This is a genomic window from Bifidobacterium pluvialisilvae (genome assembly GCF_019331695.1).
Lineage (GTDB): Bacteria > Actinomycetota > Actinomycetes > Actinomycetales > Bifidobacteriaceae > Galliscardovia > Galliscardovia pluvialisilvae.
The window spans coordinates 62,950-88,883 of record NZ_JAHBBI010000005.1 but is presented as its reverse complement, the minus strand read 5'-3'; the positions used below and the strand labels follow the sequence as shown (position 1 = coordinate 88,883).

Here is a 25,934-nt window from a genome sequence, read left to right as displayed (position 1 = left end):
CTCGTTCATCGGACCCATCGGGAGAAGACGGATTCTTCACCTCCCATGAACAATATGGGGTAGAGTGGTGCGCAGCGTAATCCCATCACAACAGGAGTGATCATATGCCCAATCGTGCCGAACGCCGTGCCAATGCCAAACGAAGCCGCAAAGGCGCCGCGAAGCAGCCGGTGCGTTATCAGGCCAAGTCCCGTCAGGGAATGGTCGACGAATATTCATTGCAGGAGCGCTCGATTCGTCTTCAGGACGGACAACCGGGGGAGTGGAAGCCCTCCGCGAAGACCGACCTGCCCGTTCAGGCGACGTCATCGGTGCGGCAGCCCCGCAAGCTCAGTCTTCCCCATACCGCACGCGGGTGGATCCGCTTCTTCTGCTGGCTGCTTATCGTGCTTTCCGCCATGGCGTTCTTCGTGGTCATGTGGATTCCGAACATGCCGACGTGGTCGGTCATCGTCGTCTCCGCGGTATTCGCGGTGGGCGTGCTGAGCCTCTTCTTCGTCTCCGGGGACCCCAGGGATAATCCCAATGTCGACGAATACGGCACCGCGGTGTGATCGCCATCGCGCTACGACACGGTAAGACCATGAGAACCGCCGATATCGGCGGTTCTTTTTTATACTGGTGATTGTTCGCATTCAGAGCAACGAAGGAGACGCCTATGAAAGTCGATATCCTCACCCGCGAGTACCCCCCGCACATCTACGGCGGAGCCGGAGTCCATGCGGAAGAGCTTTCCAAGGTTCTGGCGGAGCGTATCGACGTGACCGTCCGCGCGTTCGACGGTCCGCGCAAGGCCGATGAGGTCCCTGCGATCCCCGGGGCCGACCCGAAGGGCAGTCTCACCGTGGTCGGCTACGACACCCCGTCGGAGCTGGCCGACGCCAACCCCGCATTGAAGACCTTCGGCGTGGACCTGCAGATCGCCAACGACGTCGACGCCGATCTCGTCCATGCGCATACATGGTATGCATGCCTGGCAGGCCGCCTCGCCCAGCAGCTCCATGAGATTCCGCTGGTCATCACAGCGCACAGCCTCGAGCCGTTCCGCCCCTGGAAGCGCGAGCAGCTCGGCGGCGGCTACAACCTCAGCTCCTGGGCCGAGCGAGACGCCTACGAGCATGCCGACGGCATCATCGCCGTCTCCGGCGGCATGAAGAAGGACATTCTCGCCGCCTATCCGAACGTGGACCCCGACAAGGTGCATGTGGTCTACAACGGCATCACCATGAGCGAGTTCGCCACTCCGGCCGACGACGATCCGGGCTGGGGCGTGTTCGATCGCTACAACATCGACCGCAGCAAGCCCACCCTGCTGTTCGTCGGCCGCATCACCCGCCAGAAGGGTCTGCCGTATCTGCTGCAGGCCCTGCACTTCGTCGACAAGGACGTGCAGGTCGTGCTGTGCGCCGGTGCGCCGGACACCCCGGAGATCGCCGCCGAAGTGAAGAACGCCTTCGCCGAGCTCGACGAGAAGCGCGGCAACATCATCTGGATTGAGGAGATGCTGCCGAAGAACGAACTGAGCGCGCTGGAGCACGGTTGCGACGCTTTCATATGCCCGAGCATCTATGAGCCGCTCGGCATCGTGAACCTCGAGGCCATGGCCTGTGGCCTGCCCGTCGTGGCCAGCGCCACGGGCGGCATCCCCGAGGTCGTGGTCGACGGCGAGACCGGCTATCTCGTGCCCATCGACCAGCTACACGACGGTACGGGCACCCCGACCAACCCGGACAAGTTCGTGCATGACATGGCCGACGCCATCAACAAGGTCATGCGCGACCCCGAACTCGCCAAGAAGATGGGCGAGGCCGGATATGCGCGCGCCCGCGACGTGTTCAGCTGGGAGACCATCGCCGACGAGACCATCAAGGTCTACAACTCCATCCTCCGCGGCTGACCCGTCCTATCCGTGATCTGCCATCCCATGGTGGGCGACCCCATGGGATGGCAGTATTTTTTGACCGAGACCCACTCTGACACCGGCCGTGAATCACTCGGCGGCCATAACAGGAAAGGGGAGCAGTTCCCATGACCGACGACATCGCGCTGCAGTTCACCGACGTGGAATTCCGCCGACAGGGCAGGGTGATCCTCACCGACGTCAACCTGACCGTCCGACGTGGAGAGCGATGGATCCTGTTCGGGCCGAACGGCATCGGCAAGTCCACGCTCATCGCCATGATGGCCACGCGCCTGCATCCGAGCGAGGGGACCGTCGACATTCTCGGCAACCGTCTGGGCAAGGTGAACGTGTTCTCATACCGCAACAGAATCGGTCTGTCCTCCGCCGAACTCTCCCGGGCGTTCCCACCCGACGAGGACCCGCTCGACGTGGTGGTCACGGCACTCACCGCCACCACCGGGCGATGGCGCGACACCTACACCCCGGAGGAGACGGACAAGGCCCGCGGTCTGCTGCGCCGATTCGGCGTGGAATATCTCGAAGGCAAGCAGATGTGGAAGCTTTCGGAGGGCGAGCGTACGCGCGTGCTCATCTGCAGGGCGCTCATGGCCGACCCCGAGCTCGCCATACTCGACGAGCCGACCACCGGGCTCGACCTCGGCGGCCGTGAGCTCGTGGTCAGAGCCCTTGGCGACCTCGGTGCCGAAGATTCCGATCGGGCGGTCGTGCTGGTGACGCATCGGCTCGAGGAGATTCCCGAAGGGTTCGACCATATCGCCGTCATGGGGAGGCTCTCCGGCGACGAGAAGACCGCGCATGCCACCAGAGTGCGGGGAGGGGACCCCGAACCCGGCACCATCATCTACACCGGAGACCTGGAACACGGGCTCACCGCACAGCGTGTATCGCGAATCTTTGGTCTGCCGCTGGACGTGCGGCATGAGCACGGCCGATGGCAGGCCTTCTCCGTCTGATCCCGTTCCCGTTTGGCCCCCTCATACGGCGGCCGGTATACTGACCGTCGGACCCGAACGGGTCGTTACGGACACCGAACACACAGCACTGAGGAGCATCCATGGTACGTCGCGGACCGCTGCAGCCAGGCGAAAAGGTGCAGCTCACCGATCGCAAGGGCAAGAAGATCACCATTCAGCTCGTCGAGGGGGAGGAGACCCAGACCGAGCGTGGCGTGATCAGTCACGATGCAATCATCGGCGGCCCCGAAGGCATGGTGGTCACCACCGCGACCAGTGAAGGATCGGTGGGCAGCGCGGCCGAGGCATACCGGAACAACCCCCGCAAACCCTGGAAGAACACGCGCAGGATCGGGGGATGGCAGTACACGGTGCTGCGGCCGCGTCTCATGGACTTCATCCTGTCCATGCCGCGCGGGGCGCAGATCATGTATCCCAAGGACATCGCCCAGGTGATCGAGACGTGCGACATCCGTCGCGGCATGAACGTGCTCGAGTCCGGCGGCGGCAGCGGCGCCATGAGCCTGCATCTGCTCGACGCCGTGGGCGAGGAGGGCTCCCTGACCACCATCGAGATGCGTCCCGAGTTCGCCCGTGTCTGCGAGGCGAACGCCACCGTGTATTTCGGCGGGCGCCCCGCATGGTGGAACCTCCTGACCGGCGATTTCGACTCCGTGGCCGCCACGTTGGAGGCCCACGTCTACGACCGCATCTTCCTGGATATGCTTGACCCCTGGAACCGTCTTGAGCAGGCCGCCCGCGTGATTGCGCCCGGTGGCGTCATCACCTGCTACGTCACCACCACCACGCAGATGAGCCGCCTTGTCGAAACGTTCCGTAACGCGGGCTGCTGGACCGAACCGGAGATAGGGGAGACCTTGGAGCGTGGATGGAAGGCGCAGGGACTTGCGGTGCGACCGAACCATGAGATGATCGGGCACACCGGATTCCTCGTCACCGCACGTGCCATGGCCCCCGGCGTGGAGGCGCTGCACAAACGCCAGCGCGGCACGAAGGACACCTACACCGACATCGACGACATGTCGCCGCAGGAGCAGCAGTCACGGCTTGAGGAGCTCGAATTGCGGGACATCTCCGACCGCAAGCTTCGCAAGGTGCTCAAGGACCTCGACGCCCAGGTGGAGAATATCCCCGGCACACGGTAGAAATGTATCTCGACGGGCATTGCAGCTGCCTGTCGGAAAGGCCGGACAATGGGGGTCAACCTGAGCAAGGTCGCCAAGAAGGCGAACGCATACGAATACCAGCTCATCATCATGCGCCATGCCAAGGCGGAGTCGGGATCGTCCGGCGGGGATGTGGACCGCGAGCTCTCCGAAAAGGGGGTCAAGCAGGCCAAGAAGGTCGGCAAGGGCCTGGCTGCGGTCGGTCTCGTGCCCGACCAGATTCGCTGCTCCGGCGCGGTGCGCACGCGGCAGACGCTGGAGCGCATGCTCAAGTACTTTGGGGACAGGCCCACGGTCGAATATCGGCAGAGTCTGTACTCCGGCGGCATGCAGGCCTTTCTCGACGAGATGTCCCATGTCAAGTCGAGGACCCGCCGTCTGATGATCATCGGGCATGATCCGACCGTATCCATGGCGAGCCAATGGCTCGCCTCGCCGAAATCCGACCAGGCCATGCTCAATATCCTCGGTCTGGGCATGTCCCCCGCATCGGTCGTTATCATGGGAAGCGACAAGCCGTTCGATAAGTGGGGAATCCGGGACGGCAATCTGGTGGCTGTGCTCGGTCCCAAGGATTGCGTGTGATGAGTGCCGCATGTGATTCCGCCGCTGCCAGTTCGCAATGTGGATATGTCGTGAAACGTTGAAATTCCAGTAATAAACGATGCTTATAGCGACATGCAACCTTGGTATATACCACGTTTCCCGATGAAATTTGCTAGTCTTTTTGCGGTTTTGACACGCGAAAAATGGAGCATGTATGAGTGAACTCACCTCTGTCATCGGATTCCCGCGCATCGGCGGCAACCGTGAGCTGAAGAAGGTCATCGAAGGCTACTGGAAGGGCAAGAACGGCATCGACGAGGTCAAGCGGACCTCCGCCGACCTGCGCGCCAAGCACTGGAAGCTGCAGAAGGACGCCGGCATCGACCTGATCCCGAGCAACGACTTCAGCTACTACGATCAGATGCTCGACACCGCCATCCTGCTCGGCGCCGTCCCGCAGCGGTACAAGGACCTCGGCCTCGACGACGAGGACACGCTGTTCGCCATCGCCCGCGGATACCAGGGCGACAAGGGCGATGTGACCGCCCAGCCGATGAAGAAGTGGTTCACCACCAACTACCATTACCTGGTTCCCGAAATCACGGCGGACACCAAGCTCGCCCTGACCGGCACCAAGCCCTTCGACGAGTTCAACGAGGCCAAGGAGCTCGGCATCGTCACCAAGCCCGTCGTCATCGGCCCCTACACTTTCCTTAAGCTCGCGCGCGGCGCCGAGGGCGCCGACCTCGAGCTGACCGACCAGCTCGTCGCCGACGCGGCCAAGGCGTATGCCGATCTGCTGAAACGCTTCAACGAGCTCGGCGCCCAGTGGGTGCAGTTCGATGAGCCGTATCTGGTCCTCGACAAGGAGGACGGCGACCTCGACCTCTTCTCCACGCTGTACCGCACGATCCTCGCCGCCAAGGGCGATGTCAAGGTGCTGCTGCAGACCTATTTCGGCCATATCGCCGACACCTACAAGACCGCCATCGGCCTCGGCTTCGACGGGATCGGCCTCGACCTTCTCGAAGGCAAGGACGAGAACCTCGCCGCCATCGAGGAACACGGCGTCCCGGAGAACGTCACCATCTTCGCCGGCGTGATCAACGGTCGCAACATCTGGCGCAACAACTACGCCGTGAGCCTCGGCCTGCTCGACGCTGTGAAGACCAAGGCCGCGCACGTGGCCGTCTCCACCGCCGACTCCCTGCTGCACGTGCCGTTCAGCACCGCCGGAGAGGACAAGCTCGACGCGGCCGTGCTCAAGCACTTCGCCTTCGCCGTCGAGAAGCTCGATGAGCTCAAGGAGGTGGCCGAGCTCGCTGATCTCGATGACGCCGCACGCGCCGCAGACGCCAAGCTCGCCGCCAACCAGGAGCTGTTCGACGGCACCCGCGTGACCCCCGACGCCGCCGTGCGAGACCGTGTCGCCAAGCTCACCGACGACGAGTACGTGCGCCAGCCCGCGCGCGCCGAGCGCCAGGCCATCCAGAAGCAGGAGCTCGGACTCCCCGAGCTGCCGACCACGACCATCGGGTCCTTCCCGCAGACCCGCGAGGTCCGTTCCACCCGTGCCAAGTTCCGCAAGGGCGAGATCAGCAAGGCCGAATACGACAAGTTCATCGCCGAACAGATTGACGACGTGCTGAGGAAGCAGGAGGAGATCGGCCTTGACGTGCTCGTCCACGGCGAGTTCGAGCGCAACGACATGGTCGAGTACTTCGGCCAGAACCTCAACGGCTTCCTGTTCACCAAGAACGCCTGGGTGCAGTCCTACGGCACCCGCTGCGTCAAGCCTCCGATCGTGTGGGGCGACGTCTCCCGCGCCAACCCCATCACCGTGGAATGGAGCTCCTACGCGCAGTCCAAGACCGATCACGTGGTCAAGGGCATGCTCACCGGCCCGGTGACCATCCTCAACTGGTCCTGGCCGCGTGAGGACATCACGCACGAGGAGCAGACCACCCAGCTCGCCCTCGCCATCCGCGACGAGGTGCTCGACCTCGAGGCGGCCGGCATCAAGGTCATTCAGATCGACGAGGCCGCGCTGCGCGAAAAGCTCCCCGTCCGTCGCTCCGACTGGCATGTGAAGTACCTCGACTGGGCCGTGCCCGCGTTCCGTCTGGTGCATTCCGCCGTCAAACCGGGCACGCAGATCCACACCCACATGTGCTATTCGGAGTTCAACGACATCATCCGCGACATCGACGCCATGGACGCCGACGTCATCTCCTTCGAGGCGTCCCGAGGCGACCTCGTGGTGCTCGACGCCATCCACGACGCCAACTTCGAGACCGAGGCGGGCCCCGGCGTCTATGACATCCACAGCCCGCGCATCCCATCCGAGGAGGAGATCGTCGACCGCATCCACGAGATCCTCAAGAAGATGGACGTGAACAAGGTCTGGATCAACCCCGACTGCGGTCTGAAGACCCGTGGCAACGCCGAGACCTGGCCGAGCCTCGAACACATGGTCGCAGCCACCAAGAAGGTCCGCGCCGAACTCGCCAAGTAGCGACGACTCATCACATGGCGCATGATGGGGGCGAATCCCACTGAGGTTTCGCCCCCATCCTCATTACGGCCGTTCGTCCCCTCCGTCGAGACGATCAGAACAGGAAGAAGCATCCCATGCATTCCCCGCAATTTTCCCTTGAGGTGTTCCCGCCGAAACGCAACGCCCCGGTGGGAACCATCTACGACACCCTCGACGGTCTCGAAGGCGTCGACCCCGACTTCATCTCCGTGACCTACGGCCATGGCACTCATTCGGATCGCACGGCGACCGCCCGCATCGCCAACACCATCCGATCCGAATACGGCATCCCCACGGTCGCCCACCTCACCGCCCTGTATTCGAATCAGGATGTGGTCGATCAGGCCCTCGACATGTTCGATGCAGCTGGCGTATTCGGCGTGCTCGCCCTGCGAGGCGACGTCATCGAGGGACAGGAGGAAGTCGGCGTGTTCGAACACGCCAGCGATCTGGTCTCCTATATTCGTGACCGTCGCCCCAATCTCAAGATATTCGGCGCCTGTTATCCGGAAGGCCACATCGAATGCCCCTCTCTGGACGAGGACATCCGCAATCTGAAGATCAAGGTGGACGCCGGCGCCACGAACCTCATCTCCCAGCTGTTCTATGACAACGAGGACTTCCTCCGGTTCGTCGACAAGGCGCGTGCCGCGGGGATTACCGTGCCCATCGAAGCCGGCATCATGCCGGTGACCAGTGCGAAATCCGTACGCAACATGGCCGTCAGGAACGCCACCGTCATTCCCAAGCAGCTGAATGCCATGCTGGAGAAATGGGGCGACGACCGCGAATCGTTGCGCCGGGCGGGCATCATCTACGCCTCGCAGCAGATCAACGACCTTGTGGCACAGGGCGTGGATGGCGTGCACCTCTACACGATGAACCATCCCGGCACCACCAGACGAATCTGGCGCAACGTACAGCCGCTGTTCCGGGAGGATTGACGCCGCTCGACCGCCATGGGCCTGTACAATGGAGAGAATGGACAAGGCAACCTCACGCGTAACGCTGCGTGAACTCATTCGCGCCGGCATGGCCAATCTCGACAAGGCCCAGGAACTCTTCGGCTCCCTTTCCTCGCTCGGGGTCACAGGATACTACCGTTCCGAACTGCTCGAAGCATTGTCCAAAAGCAACGATCCCGATACCGCCCTGCGGCATATAGCGGAATTGGCGGGGAAGGCCCACGAACAGGGGCATCCATTGGAGTCCCTGTTCTCCGGGCTTGACGGGTTGTCCCGTCTGGTCGCCGTACTCGGCGCCTCCGATGAAATCGGCCGTCTCATGCTTTCCCGACCGGCACTGGTCCGGGCCGTGACCGGGGATGGCTACGAGTCCCACCTGTGGAACCGGGAGCAGCGGCGTGCGGCGGTGTTGCAGCGCATCGGGGCCGACCCCGCGGCCGACAACCCGGTCAGCGACGGTCCCATGGCCGAATCCGTCACCGCGTTGCGCCGCTGCTACCGGGAACAGCTGGCCGCGATCATGGCCAGGGACGTCACCGCCGACGACCCGTTGACCATGCAACCGGGTATCAGCCGCAATCTTTCCGATCTGGCCGATGCAGCCCTCGAAGGGGCACTGGCCATTGCTCGGCACGAGGTCCCAGAAAGCGAACGATGCCGGTTCGCCATCATCGGCATGGGCAAGCTCGGCGCACGTGAACTCAACTACGTCTCCGACGTCGATCTGATCTACGTCGTGGAGCCGGCGGACGATGGACTCGGCCACGAACGGCTTATCCGCATCGGGACGAAACTGGGCGTGACCCTGCAAAAGTTCTGCCAGTCGGTGGTCATGGGCGTCGCCGAACCGATGCTGTGGCAGATCGATGGCGGGCTGCGCCCGGAGGGCAAGGACGGCCCTCTGGTCCGCACGCTCGACTCCCATCTGGGCTACTACGACAAGTGGGCCGAAAACTGGGAGTTCCAGGCCTTGCTCAAGGCACGACCCGTGGCGGGCGACCCGCAACTCGGTCGCGAATACTATGAGCGCACACGGCCTCTGGTGTGGAGCGCGTCCAAGCGCGAGAACTTCGTATACGACTGCCAGCAGATGCGCAAACGTGTGGAGGACCTCATCCCCAAACCGCAGAAGGACCGGGAGATCAAGCTCGGCCGCGGCGGTCTGCGGGATGTGGAATTCACCGTGCAGATGCTGCAGCTGGTCCATGGGCGCACCGATGAGTCACTGCGCACCGCCTCCACGCTGGATTCCCTGCAGGCATTGGCCGCCGGCGGCTACGTCTCGCGCAAGCAGGCGGTGAAGCTGTCCGCCGACTATGGTTTCGAAAGGGTACTCGAACATCGCCAGCAGATGTGGGCGCTAAAACGAACCCACCTGTTCCCCGACCTCGGCAAGGGCAACGAGGGAGGCATCGAGACCCAGCGCCAGCTTGACAAGGACACCGTCAACAACAGCGCCGAGCTGCGTCGTCTCTCCCGCGCGCTGCACATGCATCCCGAGGAGCTCATCGAACGGTTCGACGCCACCCGCCGTGAGGTGCGTCAGCTGCATCTTGACATCTACTTCCGCCCGATGCTGCCGAACATCGCCACCCTGGGCGAGGGGGAGATCAGCCTGAGCCCGGAGGCGACCAAGGAACGGTTCGCGTCCATCGGGTTCGGCGATCCGGACAACGCGATGCGGCACGTGCAGGCGCTCACCGAGGGCATCAGCCGCTCGGCCAAGATCAACCGCATCATCCTGCCCGCGGTCCTGCAGTGGCTCGGCGACGGGCAGAACCCCGATATGGGGTTGCTGGCATGGCGCAAACTCGAAGAGAACTTCGGCCAGGGAAGCGACTATCTGGGATTCCTGCGCGACTCCTCGTCGGCGGGTCAGAGACTATGCCACATCCTCTCCAATTCCCGGTATCTCGGCGACGCCATGAACAAATCCATGGAATCGGTCACATGGCTGGGACATGACGAGGAGATGCAGCCACGGTCGCGAAAGAGTCTCGATATCCAATGCCATGCCGCATTGATGCGATTCTCCGAACGAATCAACGACTTCGCCACATTGCTCAGGTCACTGCGCCGTCATGAGATCGAACGCATCGGTCTTGGATGGATGAGCGGAGTCATCGAGGACGGTGCCTGCCTCGACGCCATGACCACCGTGTACGATGCCATATTGGACAGCGCACTCAACTGGTCGTTGACGCATCAATGCCATGAACGGGACGTGGAACGGCCACCGGTCACAATCGCCGTCATCGGCATGGGCCGCTATGGCGGCCGCGAAGTGAACTTCAGTTCCGATGCCGACGTCATCATCATCTATCGTCCGAACGGCAGCGTGGAGGATCAGCAGGCGTTCGCATTCGCGAAGGCGGTCGTCGACGATTTGCGTCGCATTCTCATGGGACCGGTGTCGATGGAGGGCAAGATCGAACTCGACCTCGACCTGCGGCCTGAAGGCAAGAACGGCCCTCTGGTCCGCTCATACGAATCCTGCCGTGAATACTACTCGTCGTGGGCCAGCACGTGGGAGCATCAGGCGCTGCTGCGTGCACGATATGCCGCCGGTGACGAACAACTTGCCAATGATTTTCTCACGTTGATCGCCAATCCGCTGCGATATCCGGATCAGCCGCTCTCCGAGGCGGAGATCATGGACATTCGCAAGCTCAAGGCGCGCGTGGAGGCGGAGCGTCTGCCACGTGGCGTACGGCGTGAACGTCATCTCAAGCTCGGCAAGGGCGGCCTTTCCGACGTCGAATGGACCGTACAGCTGTTGCAGCTGCAGAAGGCACACGACCATCCCGAACTCCAATGCGTGTCCACGCTGCCCGCGCTCGACATATTGGAGAGGCTCGGGGAGATTCAGCCCGACGACGCCTCGATCCTGCGCCAGTCCTGGACCATGGCCACGAACGCCCGCAACGCCAACTATCTGTGGTCCGGACGGGCCAATCGTGCCGACGTCCTGCCGGACGACACGTATTCCCTGGGTGGCATTGCCGCCGTGCTGAAGGAGCCGGCCCATCGCGGCCAGGCGTTCGAGAACGAACTGCTGGGAGTCATGCGCAAGTGCCGTCTCGTCACCGAACGCCTGTTCTATGGCAAGGATGACGTCGCATAAGACGAAAACGGCGACATTAAGAACGCATCGGGCATACGGAACAGGTAGAAAGAGGAATGAATCGTGGGCGACGTCCGTCAGGAGATGGAACGGCTCAGACCGGTCTATGAAACCGGTGTGCTGCGGCTGCTTCTTCGCCAGCATTCGATGGTCTATATGGCGTTGCTTCGCGCCGCATTCGACCCATTGACCAGTGAGATGCCGCGGGAGGTTCTTGAGGACCGGCTCGCCCAGGGATTGTCCGGTCTCATAGAAATCGGCGAATACACCCTGAAGGATGGCCAGTCCCTGTCCGATGCCGCACACCAGGTGCTCGTCGAGCTCGGACGCGAAGGCGATGGGGATTACGCCTGGCTGGCGAATTCCCTCGATGTGGTCTCCCATCGGTTCCTCTACCGCCTCACCGCACGCGCGCACCGCGCCATCGACGCATTGTCACGTCTGGAGGACGATACGCAGACGTTGTCGGGGGCGCAGGCCAACAGCATCATCATGGAGGTCGAGCACGCCCGTATGCGGTTGACGGCGGATCCAAAGAAACGCGTCGAACTGCTCAATCATGAGATCGAGGAGCGGCGTCAGGAGATTGCGAGGATCGAGCGGGGGCAGGACGACGCGGTGCTGGACGAAGACCAGGTGGAGGACGTCATCGGGGTACTGCACAACACGCTGCGCGGCGTTCCCGTAGATCTCAAGGAGTTGGCCCTTACGGAACGGGATAACGGCGATGTGCTCCGCCGCCGTATGCAATCGGGGTCCTTGTCGGTCGAAGAGATTCTCTCCATGTACCATGACGACTACCGCAGATCGTTCCGGGAATCCGACGGTGGACGGCGATTCGCAGACGCGTTCCAGGTCATCGTCACCGAGGAAGGCCGCCGTCAGATCGACGACGCCATACGCGATATCGCGAAAACACCGTACTTCGCCGGCGATTCCGCCGTTCTGCTCAACCAGATCAGATCCGAACTCGACCTCATCTACAAGGGCATCGAGGACGTCAGACGTCAGATGCGACTGTCGGATGAGGCCGTAAGCCGACTGGTGCGGCAGCAGACCGATACACGGTATAGGACGATGCTCGGTACATTGAACCGACTGTTCGCCAAGCTCAATGCCGAGGCGCGGGCCGATGACGATGACGAAACCCGGCCATACGACACCGATGTGGCCACCGTCCGACTGGGGCGGTTGCCTTTGCGTCCCGCAAGACCAATGACCACGGTCGCACCGCCGGAACTTCAGGATTCCGTCGATCGTTCCGGCGCCCTGCCGCCGCCGGACCTCAAGGCCATGATCGAGGTGGGAGGACCGAGGCTGCGGCGTATGGCCGGACTCATCAGAAACAGGCCGGTGATGCGCGGGGAGTACGTGGATATTGCCGCGAGTTTCAATCGTCTGCCTCGTGAGGAGCGCCGGGAGAGCGAGCTGATCGGATTCCTCGGCGCGTTGAGAACCGACGGCGACGATCAGGTGGTCTGGTATTGCGTATCGCTGGACGGCACGACACGGCAATGGCGCACCCGCCCCCTGATGGTGCCCATGGCCGAACTGGATACGATTGTGAAAGAGGAATGATATGACGCAGAATGACGCTACAAACCCCTACGCGCTGTTCGAAGGCGACACCGGGGACATGGCGGCCGATGCGCGGGTGGCGGCCATCGCGCTGAAACGCGACCGATACATCACCGGCAACCTATACGATCTGGTGCTCGACAACAGGGAGGCCGTTGTACGCTCGCTGAACAACGACATGCTCGAACTGGTGGAGAACCGGCATTATCGCATCATGTATGCCACACCGGTCAGTGAATCGGACATATCGATGAGAGCGCTCAAGACCCGTGCCAGCCTGACGCGTGAGGAGGCCGCGACGCTCGCCTACCTGCGTATACGCGTGCTTGAATACGAGAACACGCGTGTGCCGGCGGGGGAGTGGGTCGTCAGTTTCGAGGAGATCCGCAACGCGCTGACCACCGGTGCGGGATACCTGGCCGGACGCAATGACGAGGAGGGCGTGCTGAGAAAGATATCAGCCACCGTCTCCGCGCTGACGACGTACGGGTATCTCACCAAGGACGAGAACGACGACAACATGTATGCCGTCACTCCGCTGGTGCCGGTCGTTCTGGACCGCGAACTCGCCGAATCATGGCTGGGCGCCAGTGTCGAGGACGCCGAGGCAAACCCATATGACAGTGAAACAGATATGAATAACGACGTTATGTCGGAAGACGATGCCGTGGATACCGGCGACATCGTGGAAAGCGAATCCGCAGACGGGGATGGTGAGACGAGATGAAGGACACGATGGCGATCATCGCCGACCGTTGGATGATGACGAGCCGTCAGCTCGTCAATTGGGGATCATACGACGGATTCCATGAATTCCTGCCGTCTACCGACGACGGACTGCCGGTGACCCTGCTCGCCGGCGCCAGCGAGTCCGGAAAATCCACGCTGGTGGACGCGCAGATCTCACTGCTGTATCCCACGGGGACCCCATACAACAAGGCGTCGAACACGGGCCGCTCCGAACGCAATGACTATACGTACCTTCGCGGCATGTTGGGCATCGGCAATGACGGCACAGGGGACGTGCCGATCTATCTGCGAGGCCGTGACGGGGAAGGGACCCCGCAGCCGGTATGGGGCGCGATCGTCGACACCTACGAGAACCGAACCGGGGGAGAGACACTGTCCTGCGCGAAGTTCCTCTATCTCGCGCCCGGCGACGGCAGGGGTGACGTGAGACGGCAGTATGTCGTGTGGGACAGGAAGATCGACCCCCGTCCCATGGATGCGTTCCGTGACGCGCCGTTCACGCCGACCGCACTGAAGGCCACCTATGAAGGATGCCTCCAGTTCTCGAACGCCGAAGCGTTCCACGCCCACATATGGCACATTCTCGGCCTGAGCGAGGCGGCCTGCCGGCTGCTGTACAAGATCCAATCGGCGGATGCTCCCTCACGGCTCGACGACATCTTCAAACAGGGCGTGCTCGGCGTGCCGGAGGCGCTCGAGCTGGCCCGCAACACCGTGGACGACTACGACCGATACGACGAGAACTTCCGCAGCATGGAGGAAAAGGCCAAACGCATCGCCAGACTACGCGAGGTCCGTCAGGCCTACGACTCCTACGTCAAGGCGTTGCGCGACGTCCGGGCCCTGGAGCCCGTCGACCCCGAAACGGACGATGGACGACGCGCCCTCCACGCATGGACCTCCCGCCGTATGACGAAGGAGGTGCTCTCCCGGCTCCCGGACGAGGAGCGCAAGGCCGGAAGCCGGCAGGAGGAAGTGCGCGATCTCCAACGACGGACGAACGACCTGCGGAAACGTCTGGCGGAAGCCGACACACGACTCCGTGGGCTGGACGACGGCGACAGGGCCCGTCTGGAATCCGAACGGGAACAGGCCGGACGCGCGCTGGCCGAGGCGCGCGAGCTGCGCAATCGCATGGAGCCCCGGTTCCATGACCTCGACGAGTCGTTTCCCGTCTCCGCTGACGCCTGGCAGCATCGTCAGGAACAGTCCGCCGCCTTTGAACAGACATACGCGCGGACGCTTGCCGAATGCGAACGGAAGCGGGCCGAGCTCATCGGCGAACGCGCCGGCGTAGCGCAGACGCTACGCCAGTCGCAACGCGATCTCCAACGTCAGCACACCCACGATACGCGCATCACCCAGTCCATGGACGACGCAAGGGCCCTGATCGCCCATGCCACCGGATTGGACGTCAGTGAACTGCCATACGTGGCCGAGCTCATGGACGTGAAGGAGGATTGCGAGCAATGGCGTACAGCCATGAACGTCGTATACGCCCCGCTCGCGCAGACGATCCTCATCGACCGACGTCATGAACGGGGCTTTGCCGAGAAGGTCAGCACCATAGACCCCTCGAGGATGATGCGCCGCACCTGGCGTTTCATCGACACGAATCGGATATATGACGCCGAAGGCACGGACGGCTGGATATCGGGGAAGCTTCGTTATCGTGAGGATTCCCCGTTCGTCGACTGGCTGAAGAATCAGACCTGCTCCGAACGATTCGATGCCCGTTGCGTCGACTCCATCGACGACATGGACAACGAACGGCAGGTGCAGGTGGACGGCCAGCTGAAGTCCGCAAACCGCGGCTACCATGGAACCAAGGGACTGCATCCCATAATCGGATTCACCAATGCGGCCTATCTGGACCAGCTCCGTGGAACGGTGGATGACATCCAGGGGGAACTCCGGCAAAAGGACGAGGATCTCGACTCGGCGAAGCGGCGCATCGACCGTCTGCGCGAAGAGCATGACCTTGCCATGCTGCTGTCCTACACATCCTGGGAGAGCATCGATACGGACGGACTGGAGCGGCGCATCGACACGCTGACGAAGCAGCTCGACGAGCACGACACCGACCCCCAGTTCACCGACCTTGCCGAAACGAAAGCCGCATTGGAAGCCGAACTCGACCAGTCCAATCAGCGTCTCTATCAGGCAAAGACCCAATACGACGGGCAACGCCGGTTCATCGATGCCGCACGGCAGTGGCTCGATGGCCGCAGCGGGCACGGGGCCGCACAATCCGGCTCGGACGCCGACCCCGACGAAGGCCTCGCCCATTCCGTATCCGCAATGCTGGACTCCGCCTATGAGAGCAATTTCGCCGGCATAGTGAACCATGACGACCGTTCCCGTATCATCGTCGGGGTCGGCGCCGACGCCCTTGCAGGCGAAACGTTCGAACAACGGGTACAGGAGAAGATGAGGGAGTCCGTTTCCCGAACGGTGTCGTCGCTCACCGAGGTTATGTCCTCCCGGAAGGCCGATACGGAGACCCGTATGTCCGCATACCTCGACCTGTACGCGCACGACGACGATGCTCTGGCCGCACGCGTGGAGGACTACCGGTATTATCGTGACGAGCTGTCCGATCTTGAACGTCTGACCGCGTCAGCGGCCACGGGGGAGGAATACGCGAACAGTCTCGACAAGCTGCTGATGGACTTCACGCAGATCAATCGGGCCATCGACACCGACGCCAATGACATCGGAGACCAGCTCGATCGCATCAACGCCATGCTTGATGGCCAGAAGTTCGGCCCGAGGCTCGGCAGCCTTTCCATCGGGGCGGATGTCCGTCGGCCGGAACGTTCGTTCACCGCCAGGCTCAAGCGGGTCATCGGCCTGTTGGACGAATGGAAGGAGCGGTCGCAGACCTCACAGGTCGATTCCGCCGCATACGCATCGGCAGCCCGCAAGACGTTCTCGTCCTGTTCGGGAATGATCACGATGCTGCGGCACGAGTTGGATCTGGTCCACGACGCCAACGGCATCAGGGACTATGGCGCCAGGAATCTCGACCCCCGGTGCCGGTCGTCGTTCTATGCGACCGTCCATCATGCGGAGGGACCGGATGAGCGCATCACCTCGACGGGCGGCAAGTCCGGCGGCGCCCTGCAGGAGCTCACCTCATTCGTCTATGGCGCGGCGCTGATCTATCTGCTTGGCGGCGACGTGACCGGCCGTCCGACCTATACGACGTTGTTCCTTGACGAGGCGCTGATCAAGGCGGACGGTCGATACACGCAAAGGGCGCTTTCGGTGCTGCCACGTCTGGGATTCCAGGTCATCGTCTCCGCTCCGGAAAGCAAGACCGCCGAGATTCTGGAAATCGCCAGCAAGGCCTACGTGGCCTTCAAAAACCCGGCCGACAGCAAATCGTATCTGCAGGAGGCGTCGCTGGACCAGTCCGCTCCGGGAAACGAGTCGGATGCGACATCCTGACCGAATTCCGCTCTACAATACAAAAGATATCGCAGAGCGGCGCGGTCGTATGATGCCCGACTCTGTCTCAAAAAAAAAGGGGGCCTCATGAGTGGTTTCTTCTCCCGCTCAAGCAGCGGCAGACGCTATCCGAACCGTCATCAGGGACGGAAATACTATAAGAAGAGGAAGGGACTGTTCGGCATGTTCGGCAGCTTCTCCAGCTCGGACAGGGGATACGCCGCATACGCACAGCAGGGATATCCCACCCAGCAGTACCCGCAGCAGCATTATCCACAACAGTCCCATCCCCAGCAGGTCCCGCCACGGCAGTCGCACGTCGCCGGGGGAGCGACCTGCACGAAATGCGGTTCCGTGGTGCCGACGGGTGCCAAGTTCTGTCTCAACTGCGGTGCCAGGATGGAATCGAACGCCATGTTCTGCCCGAACTGCGGCAGGCCGTTGAATCCCGGTGCCAAGTTCTGCATGGAGTGCGGTACGCCGGTGGCTCGTTGACGGTTCGATGCCATTCGAATTACCGGCTTTGTTGACGCATGCCGGATTCTTTGTCGGTTCCGGCAGACATGTAGGCCGTTACGTCATCGGCTCCCGTATCGGCGGGGGACGGTATGGCGTGTGCTTCACCGCCACTGACGCCACCGGCAATCGTGTGGTGCTGAAACGATTCCGTCATCGTATATGGAAGCGCAATGCGGGTCGGAACCACTTCGAGGCCGTCATCCTTTCCGGATTGCATCATCGTGCGATACCGGAACTGCTGGGTGTGATCAACGATAAGAGCGGATATTACTTCGTCCTTGAATACAAAGCGGGAAAATCGTTGCGCCAGCGTCTTTTCGACGACGGCCATGCGTTTCCCAAAGCGGATATCCGGCGCATAGGGACGCAATTGCTTGACATCCTCGTCTATCTCCATGGACGCGGGGTGATCCACGGCGATGTCAGTGTGGCGAATGTCCTTGACGACGGTGCCCATGTATCGCTCGTCGACTTTGGGTTGGCGCGCTATGCGCAGGGCGATGCCCGCGCACGCGATGCCGGCCAGTACGATCTTGACTATGCCTGCTTTGCGAATGTAATGCTCTATCTTATGTATTCATGCCCGGAATTCGAATATTGCGGGGGAGAGGCGCCTTGGTATGACGATCTTCCTCTTACCGATGACCAACGTCATTGCATGCGTCGAATGATGGGCCTGGACCCGACATATGAAGATACATCGTCCGCCGCGGCAGACTTCCAATCGGCGTTCGCCCCTTGGCGGGTTTCCGACGAAACCCGGTAAGACGGGACATCGTCTTTGCGTTTTCCAAGACAGAGCATAAGCGAGGTTTTGTACGATATGACGATGGCAGCGAACAGGGCCGCGATATGAGACGATACGGGAGTCAATGACGAAACGAATGCAACAGGATTCGGTTCGCATGGATATATAAATCTGACATAACGTACATTATCGGTACTTTGATATGGCCAATGTATACGTATACACGCGTATACACATATGCGATGTCTGTCATGGATAAACAAGTCGGCTCGCACGGATGCCGTCCATCCCCATGCGAGCCGACTTATCGAATCATGCTTCACAACGCGTCATCGTCTATTGAAGTACTCGTCGACCGCTTTGGCGAGCTGGTCCACGGTGTCGATGATCATCGTCGCGCCGTGTTCCTCGAGTTCGTTCGGTTCGGCGTATCCCCAGCGGCATCCGATTGATCCGATGCCGGTCTTGGCGGCGCCGTCCACATCGGTCCAGCGGTCGCCGACCATGACGGCGTTGTCGCCGGCGGACTCGTCGTATCCGATATGGTCGAAGCAGTATCGGATGACCTGGTCCTTGTTCAGCCGCGAGGTGTCCATGCTGGCGCCGAACACGCCGTCGACCATTCCGGTGATGTGGAAATGGTCGCAGACGGCAATCGCCTGCGGCTCGGGCTTGCAGGTTGCCACGGCAAGATAGTATCCGGCAGCGCGAAGCTTCGCCATCTGCTCGGGAATGCCGGGAAACACCGAGTTGAACAGGCGTCCGGGAACCTTGCTTCCGGGGTTGTTGGGGTCGTCGAACGCCGCGACGTCGGAGTAATAGTGTCGATACACGCGCACGGCCTTGTCCATTTCAGGACCGTCATGGATGCCGTTGCGTCGGAACGAATCCATGATGGACGGTCCGACGAAGCGGTGCAGTTCCTCATCGTCGGGGACGGGCCTTCCCAGCGCCTCGAACGCCTTGGCCACCGAAGCGAAGATGCCTGGATGGGACTGGGTCAGCGTACCGTCCAAATCGAGCAGTACGACATTCTTCGGATGGTCGATCATGCGCCTCTCCCCTGTTGTTTGTCTGTGTGTCGTTGTTCTTGTCGGTCGTTCCAGTGCGGGCAAAGCAATGCCCGGTTCACGTATCGATGACCGGGCATTTCCATATGTCTTACTCGTAGTCGGGAATCCAGCCCTCACGGTGCATCTTCAGCCGCTTGTCGAGCAGCTCCTTGAGCTCATCCTCGGTGCGGCGCTCCAGCAGCATGTCCCAATGGGTGCGCGTGGGCTTGGCGATCTCGTTGGAACCCTCGTCGTTGGAACCCTCGCGATGGGCAGTCTGACCGCAACGGCATTCCCATTCCTCGGGAATCTCGGCCCCCTCCGCGAGAGGAAGGATGGTCCTGTGGCCTTTCGGGCAGATATACGCCACATCATTACGGGCCGCGAAATCGACGTTGTCGTCCGATTCCAGCGACTTTGCCCCGATGCTCATACCACGCAGCGAGCGTTCAGCCATGAGTGTTCCTCCTCGTATTCAATAACCTTATCCACGCTACAAAACAGTAACGACCTTGCGATTATTCCGTCCGGCCGGGATTCCCCGTCAGTCGACACCGGAATACGCCACGATGCCGCGGTTGATCATCGATGCGGCGGCCCGCGCGGTCTCGGCGGTGTCGACGCCGTCCGATGGAAGATACGGACCGACCTGCGCTACCTGGCCGAGGATGTCGGCAAGTCGCTTGCAGGCCCTGACGAAATCGCCTCCGGTCAGGTCGCTGCCGTCGAGGACCTTGGACAGGACCTCGCCCCTGGCCCACTCGTAGGCGATGTCGACCATGCCGAAGTCCAGCTGATTCAATGCATCGAGTCCCATGTCCTCGCAGGTGGCGTTGATGGACGACCATACGCGGCGGATCTCCTGCGATGCGGCCGCCAGACGCCCGTTGGGACCGCCGGGATACCGCCGGGGCTCCCCCGCCGAGCCGCGGCGCGACTCGTAGACGAACGCGCTGAGCAACGCCGCGAGCTCCTCGGGCTTGAGGCCGTCGAACAGTCCGGCGGCCAGGCACTGCGCAAGCACGAGGTCCTGTTCGCTATACAGGCGCCGAAGCAGCTGCCCGCGCCGCGTGAGCGTGTAGTCGTCCGGCCGCGCTCCGATTTCGTCATGTGCGACGTCATGATGCTCCCCCTCGACCCGTACGGCCTGCAGATACCCGAGCTCCTCGAGAATCGTACAGATGGTGTCGAACCGGCGGGCGACCGAGCCGGTACGGGAGTCATAGCGGTGACGCACCCGTTCCAGCTCCTTGGATTCACGCATCCACCGATGGCCCCACTTCATGTGCTGGGCCAGGTCGGCGCATGACCGGCAGGGATGCTCCCGGTCCATCCGACGCAGTTCGGCGATGCGCTCGTCAAGCTGGCGGAAGGCCTGCCGGCGTTCCGCGTCGGAATGGAAGCCGCGGTGCTTGAGCTCACGGCGCGCGCCGCGTTCCAATTCGGTCAGCTGCATCCGGATGGTCAGGAACTCCTTGAAATCACCCTGATCGCACTGGAACGCCTTCTCATAACCGTTCAACGCGTTGTCGAGTGTTGTGATCTGTGATTCCAACGTCTCCGCCGACTCGTTGGCCTCCCATTGGGCGAACGAATGGTCGAGCGTCACGCGGGCGGTGCGGTAGTCGCTGGAGTTCAACAGGTTCACCGCCATGTTGAACGTGGGACGGAAGCTGGAATGCAGCGGGTAGACGCGTTTGGACGACAGGGACGCCGCGGTCTGCAGCTGGAAATCGCGGTGGTCGACCACCACCGCGTGTCCGATGGTGTCGATGCCGCGTCTGCCGGCGCGGCCGGTGAGCTGGGTGAACTCCCCCGGCGTCAACGGCACGTGCCCCGTGCCGTCGAACTTCTCAAGCTTCTCCACGACCACGCAACGGGCCGGCATGTTGATGCCGAGCGCAAGCGTCTCGGTGGCGAACACCATCTTGACCAGGCTTTCGGTGAAGAGCCGTTCCACGATCTGACGGAACAACGCGATCATGCCGGCATGATGCGGGGCGAATCCCTCCTCCAGCGCGAAGCGGAACTGGGAGAAGTGCAGCGTCTTCATCTCATCCTTCGTCAGCTGGCCTTCGACCATCTCATCGACGATGCGGCGGATGCGCTGCGCCTCCTCGACGGTGGTGAGCTCCAGCCCGGCGTTGATGCATTGCTGCACGGCCATGTCGCATCCGGTACGGGAGAAGATGAAGTAGATTCCCGGCAGCAGATCGTAGTAGTTGAGTTCGTCCACAACCGCCCATCGCTTGGGCGTATATCGCTGAACATGGTGCCGAGCTTTGCCTTTCCCGCCACGGCGTCGGCCGGACCGTTCATCGCGGGAGCCCGACCGACGTTCCGCACGCCGGTCGAGGTCGCTGATGCGCGCGACCAGATCGGGATTGAGCTGTGTGCTGTTCTCCGAACGGTACAGGTCGTAGATTTCCGGTTCGTGGTGTTCGTCCGCCTGCACCATGATGTGCTGCCGCAACGGCACAGGACGTCGTTCGGACACCACCAGCGAGGTATGGCCCCTCGCTGACTCTATCCACGCCGAGAAATCCTCCACGTTGGACACCGTGGCGGAGAGACCGACGATGCGTACCTGACGGGAAAGATGGATGATGACCTCCTCCCATACCGGTCCTCGGAACCGGTCGGCCAGATAATGGACCTCGTCGAGGACCACGTACCGCAGCGCGGTCAACGTCATGGAATGCTCGTACAACATGTTGCGCAGCACTTCCGTGGTCATGACGACGATGTCCGCCTCGGAGTTGATCGAGGTGTCCCCCGTAAGCAGTCCGACCTTGTCGGCACCATACAGGTCGACGAGGTCATGGTACTTCTGATTGCTCAACGCCTTGATGGGCGTTGTGTAGAACGCCTTGACGTTGCGGTCCTGGGCGAGATACACGGCGAAATCGGCGACCACGGTCTTGCCGGCGCCGGTCGGCGCCGCGACGATGACGTTGTCGCCGGACTCCAGTGCGTCTATGGCCTCACGCTGGAAGTCGTCGAGCGGGAACTCCAATGTGTCGGCGAACCGTTGCGCCACACTGGCCGATCGCCGACGACGATCGCGGAACGCCTGGTACCGTGCGGCGGGGCTCAGTTGTTCCTCGTCGCGAACGACCCCGTCGTTCCGACGGTCGTCTCGCTGCTGCCGATGATGTCTTCGTGCCATGATGTGCTCACTGCTCCCCTCTTGTGCCTACGTTCGACGCGTCATGCCACTGCCGCAGCACGGAGGGCGGAACCAGCAGCTTCAACGCCTTGTGGTGGACGTCCACGCGCACCGGCACCCTGCCTACAATCTCGCCATCCGCCATCAGCAGCGGAGGCTCCTCCCCCCGGCCACCACCGGAGATGGTCACGGCGGTGATACGTCGGTATCCGATCAGTGGGTTGGAAAGATGCGTGCCCCGGTAGGCCTGGGCCAGTACACGCAGCGCCTGTGGTGCGGAAGGTCTCCATTTCGCCCAGAGCATCTCGAGCATGCCGTCGCCGAGGTCGGAATCCGGTGAGGCCTCGATGCCGCTGCCGATGAATCTGGCGTTGGCGACGGCCAGCAATGGGGTCGTGAGGTCGTAGTCGTCCATGTCTCCGTCATCATAGGTGACGTCGATGTGGAACCCGTAGTCCTTGACGTGCAGCGCCTCCCTGATTCCCGCCTCCAGATAGCGCAGACCGCCGAACGGAAGCCTGGAATGATTCGCCCGGTTGTTGATAGCGGCGTCGATGGAGCAGTTGAGCATGCCGGCGAAGAACGTGTTGACGCGCGTGCCATCGTCGTCGGGGGATTCCGCATGCCCCAAGTCGAGGTTGATGCTGGATTGGTAGCTTAATGCCGCGAGTATGGCCTCGATGCTGGTTTCGACATGACCGACGGGCAGTCCGAGGCCTCTGGCGAAGTCATTGCCGGAACCGCAGGCCACGATGCCCAATGGGATGTCACAGTCGGCGACGGCGTTGACACCGAGCGAGACCATGCCGTCTCCCCCAACCACCACCAGTGCATCGGCATGGGAAAGATGACGGCGGGCGTTCTCCAGCGACTCCCGCCGTGTCGCGCCGGTGACGTCGATGACGGTGAACCCGGTTCGCGAGCATCGTTCGGTCAGATAGCCGATGGCTTTCCTGCCCGCCAATCGTCCCCGGCCGTTATCCGAAGCCGGGTTGGTGACGACGGCGATGGTTCCGGTCGGAGTCGGCGTGTTCGAATCAGTCATTGAAGGATTTCCACCGTTTCCAGACGAGGACATGACGATCCCGCCTGCGTTCCTGATTCCTGATGACTTCCGCATGCGCATCGGCGTATCGTTCGGCCGTCATGCTCAGCGGCTGGGTGAACGACGGACGTTCCGCCTGCCGTTCGGTCTGCGTGGATTCCAGACGTGACAGCAGATCGCCGATGCGCCCGCCCGTCTCGGCCACGGTATGCCATGCCGACAGCGCATGCCTGATGGCGTATACCAGTCCGGCGACCGTCATGGTGATGAAGAACACCACCAGAATCACCCAAATCCAAACCGGCATGGCACTCCTTCCAAACGAAATCGAAGCGATGGTCGGCCGTTACGGCACGAGCACGCCTGCGGGCTGCGCGGCATTGGCCCGCGCCGAGGCTTTGCTCTCCAAGCTGAGCTCGCGTTGCGCCCTGGCCATGATCATGGAACGCAGCGTTCCCGGGGACACGGCGACGATATGACGAGCATGCGCGATGCAGAACGCCACGAACCACGAATCGGACGACACGGTCAGATGCACCAGTTCGCCGGTGCCGCACGGCTCCACGCGCGCGTCCGGCAGGGAGTCGATGAACGGCAGTCCCGGCTTGTCGGTGACGAACGATGATTCGGTGCCGTTGTCCAGGCTCCACTGACGCAGCTGGGACACGGGAACGTCGGGAATCTCGACGGGGGTGTCGGATTTGACGATCTCCGCACGCCCGATGCGGGCCAGACGCAGGACCTGCCAGTCGCTGTGGTTCCCTTTATCCGTCTTCGTCGTTTCGGCGCCGTTCCAGATGGCGGCGTAGTACACGCCCTCATCGACGAAGATCTTCGCCGGAGCCACGATCTTCTCGCGGGTCCGCCCCGCTCCGTCGGTGTATTCGATGTCGAGCAGGGACTTTGCGTGGATGGCGCTGTCCACGGCCTGGAAGCTCGGCGGTTCGAGCTCGTACCCGGTGAGGCTGAGCCATGGGGTCTCCCCCGGCTCGGTGTGTTCGCGCAGCCTGGCGCACAGGGAACGAGCCTGCCTGCGCGACTGCGCGGGCAGCAGGGGCGAATGGGCCAGATAGCTCACCGATGCGGTGAGCAGGCTCAGGTACTGCGGCGAGATGCCTGCGAGACGCTCCAAGCCCAGCGAATTCGTGGCGCTGATGATGCCTTCGGCCTCCAACAGCGACCAGTCGATGTCGAAGAACTGGCTGCCGGCCATCTCGCCGTCGTCGGAAACGGTGGTGAGCGTGCCGATGTCCTTGCGGATGACGGCGACGGACTTCTTCAGCTCGTCCTCGGTCTCGGCATGGCCGATGAACCGCTCCGCCAGATCGGCCATGGGGAACTCCTCGCCGATATGCGCGGAAAGGAACAGCATGAGACGAAGACGGCGGTCCACTTCGGAGCCGGTCTGGAAGGATGCGCTCAGAGCCTTGCGTCCCTTGGACTTGCCTTTGGCGTCCTCCACGTCGGAATGATGGTCGGCTGGGGTGGAAAGGTCCTCATGGGCCTTGAACGCCTCTTCGGGACGGTCGGCTGAGCCGAACTGCGTGGCGGCGTGGAGCCTGCGGCTGAAGGCGTCGACGGCCTCCTGCGGGCTGATGATCGACGAGCCGGGATGTTCGAGCACGAACATGGCCAGGTCGTCGGAGTCCGTGTAGGCCACGTTGATATGCTCGCCGTCCACATCAACGGTGGCGGCGAAACGACGGGAATCGATGACCTTGACCAGCGTGTCGGGAATCGTCTGCGTGCCCAATCCGGGCGCGATGGAATCCAATCCAAGACCGGGCACCGGCATCTGCGGGACACGGGGGGCCGTGCGGGACACCTTGGTGGCCTCCCGGGATTCCAGACGCTGCGAGGCGGATGAAAGCGCGATCGACTGCGCCAGATAGTTGGCGGCGGCGAGCACCGGCAGGTCCGCCTGCTGGAAACGCATGCGGATGCGCGGCTCATCACCCAGCTGCAGACGGTAGGATGCGAAATCCTGTCCCTCCGATTTGGACGAATACTCGGGTTGGCGCGATTCGATGGCGATGCCCATGGCGGCCAGCTTGGCGCGGTCGCGCTGGAACTGCTTGGCGAACGCGGCCTTCGCCGCCTGATCGGCCAGTTCTCCATACGAATCGGCATACGCCTTCACACGCTGCGCGATCTGACGGGAGGTGAGCCATTGGGGGAACGCCGATGAAAGCACGGCGAGTACATCAAGTTCATGCTTTCCCCACTTGTCGGAAAAACGGCGCCTTCCGTTTGAAGATCCCTCAGCCATCTGTCCTCACGTCTCGTTAACGTAGTTATTTGATTGTTGGCGTTCGCAACGCCTCTTGACATTTTACGGGTAATTCTCCGTAAAACCACTCAATTTACGAAAAATTATCCTTATGG

General features: G+C 62.2%; 19 protein-coding genes. 13 read left to right on the top strand and 6 right to left on the bottom strand.

Annotated features, from left to right (window positions below):
* The first annotated feature begins 104 nt into the window (after positions 1-104).
* From KIH77_RS05425 to KIH77_RS05365, 13 genes are all read left to right on the top strand, one after another.
* Positions 105-554, top strand: a complete 450-nt coding sequence (locus KIH77_RS05425; protein WP_219100084.1) for a tripartite tricarboxylate transporter TctB family protein — start codon at positions 105-107, stop codon at positions 552-554.
* 104 nt (positions 555-658) lie between these two features.
* Positions 659-1,897 carry a glycogen synthase gene (glgA, locus tag KIH77_RS05420; RefSeq protein ID WP_219100083.1) on the top strand — a complete coding sequence of 413 codons (1,239 nt, stop codon included), beginning with the start codon at positions 659-661 and terminating at the stop codon, positions 1,895-1,897.
* 131 nt (positions 1,898-2,028) lie between these two features.
* A complete protein-coding gene (locus KIH77_RS05415) occupies positions 2,029-2,877 on the top strand; it encodes an ABC transporter ATP-binding protein (RefSeq protein WP_219100082.1) in 849 nt (282 codons plus the stop codon).
* Positions 2,878-2,978: 101 nt separating this feature from the next.
* Positions 2,979-4,043, top strand: a complete 1,065-nt coding sequence (locus KIH77_RS05410; RefSeq protein ID WP_219100081.1) for a tRNA (adenine-N1)-methyltransferase — start codon at positions 2,979-2,981, stop codon at positions 4,041-4,043.
* Positions 4,044-4,091: 48 nt separating this feature from the next.
* On the top strand, positions 4,092-4,649 hold the full coding sequence (locus KIH77_RS05405; RefSeq protein ID WP_219100080.1) for a SixA phosphatase family protein: 558 nt from the start codon (positions 4,092-4,094) through the stop codon (positions 4,647-4,649).
* A gap of 175 nt (positions 4,650-4,824) precedes the next feature.
* Entirely contained in the window at positions 4,825-7,125 is a 2,301-nt protein-coding gene (metE, locus tag KIH77_RS05400; protein WP_219100079.1) for a 5-methyltetrahydropteroyltriglutamate--homocysteine S-methyltransferase, read from the top strand.
* A gap of 116 nt (positions 7,126-7,241) precedes the next feature.
* Positions 7,242-8,090, top strand: coding sequence for a methylenetetrahydrofolate reductase [NAD(P)H] (metF, locus tag KIH77_RS05395; protein WP_219100078.1), 849 nt, complete (start codon positions 7,242-7,244; stop codon positions 8,088-8,090).
* Between the two features lie 37 nt (positions 8,091-8,127).
* On the top strand, positions 8,128-11,235 hold the full coding sequence (locus KIH77_RS05390) for a bifunctional [glutamine synthetase] adenylyltransferase/[glutamine synthetase]-adenylyl-L-tyrosine phosphorylase (protein WP_219100077.1): 3,108 nt from the start codon (positions 8,128-8,130) through the stop codon (positions 11,233-11,235).
* Between the two features lie 63 nt (positions 11,236-11,298).
* Positions 11,299-12,813 carry a DUF3375 family protein gene (locus tag KIH77_RS05385; RefSeq protein WP_219100076.1) on the top strand — a complete coding sequence of 505 codons (1,515 nt, stop codon included), beginning with the start codon at positions 11,299-11,301 and terminating at the stop codon, positions 12,811-12,813.
* A gap of 1 nt (position 12,814) precedes the next feature.
* Positions 12,815-13,540, top strand: coding sequence for a DUF4194 domain-containing protein (locus KIH77_RS05380; RefSeq protein ID WP_219100075.1), 726 nt, complete (start codon positions 12,815-12,817; stop codon positions 13,538-13,540).
* Positions 13,537-17,016 carry an ATP-binding protein gene (locus KIH77_RS05375; protein ID WP_219100074.1) on the top strand — a complete coding sequence of 1,160 codons (3,480 nt, stop codon included), beginning with the start codon at positions 13,537-13,539 and terminating at the stop codon, positions 17,014-17,016. The genes KIH77_RS05380 and KIH77_RS05375 overlap by 4 nt, the downstream gene beginning before the upstream one ends.
* A gap of 87 nt (positions 17,017-17,103) precedes the next feature.
* Positions 17,104-17,511, top strand: coding sequence for a zinc ribbon domain-containing protein (locus KIH77_RS05370; protein WP_219100073.1), 408 nt, complete (start codon positions 17,104-17,106; stop codon positions 17,509-17,511).
* Positions 17,512-17,518: 7 nt separating this feature from the next.
* Positions 17,519-18,301, top strand: coding sequence for a serine/threonine protein kinase (locus KIH77_RS05365; RefSeq protein WP_219100072.1), 783 nt, complete (start codon positions 17,519-17,521; stop codon positions 18,299-18,301).
* 311 nt (positions 18,302-18,612) lie between these two features.
* Here KIH77_RS05365 and KIH77_RS05360 read toward each other — a convergent pair whose 3' ends face one another.
* From KIH77_RS05360 to KIH77_RS05335, 6 genes are all read right to left on the bottom strand, one after another.
* Positions 18,613-19,335, bottom strand: coding sequence for an HAD hydrolase-like protein (locus tag KIH77_RS05360; RefSeq protein WP_219100071.1), 723 nt, complete (start codon positions 19,333-19,335; stop codon positions 18,613-18,615).
* A gap of 109 nt (positions 19,336-19,444) precedes the next feature.
* On the bottom strand, positions 19,445-19,792 hold the full coding sequence (locus KIH77_RS05355; RefSeq protein WP_109136322.1) for an RNA polymerase-binding protein RbpA: 348 nt from the start codon (positions 19,790-19,792) through the stop codon (positions 19,445-19,447).
* A gap of 87 nt (positions 19,793-19,879) precedes the next feature.
* The gene (locus tag KIH77_RS05350) at positions 19,880-22,504 is read right to left on the bottom strand and encodes a DEAD/DEAH box helicase (protein ID WP_219100070.1); all 2,625 of its coding nucleotides are present in this window, start codon (positions 22,502-22,504) and stop codon (positions 19,880-19,882) included.
* Between the two features lie 7 nt (positions 22,505-22,511).
* Positions 22,512-23,549, bottom strand: a complete 1,038-nt coding sequence (locus KIH77_RS05345) for a diacylglycerol/lipid kinase family protein (protein WP_219100069.1) — start codon at positions 23,547-23,549, stop codon at positions 22,512-22,514.
* A complete protein-coding gene (locus KIH77_RS05340; RefSeq protein ID WP_219100068.1) occupies positions 23,542-23,856 on the bottom strand; it encodes a hypothetical protein in 315 nt (104 codons plus the stop codon). The genes KIH77_RS05345 and KIH77_RS05340 overlap by 8 nt, the downstream gene beginning before the upstream one ends.
* 39 nt (positions 23,857-23,895) lie before the next feature.
* Positions 23,896-25,818 carry a helix-turn-helix transcriptional regulator gene (locus KIH77_RS05335; RefSeq protein ID WP_219100067.1) on the bottom strand — a complete coding sequence of 641 codons (1,923 nt, stop codon included), beginning with the start codon at positions 25,816-25,818 and terminating at the stop codon, positions 23,896-23,898.
* Positions 25,819-25,934: the final 116 nt, after the last annotated feature.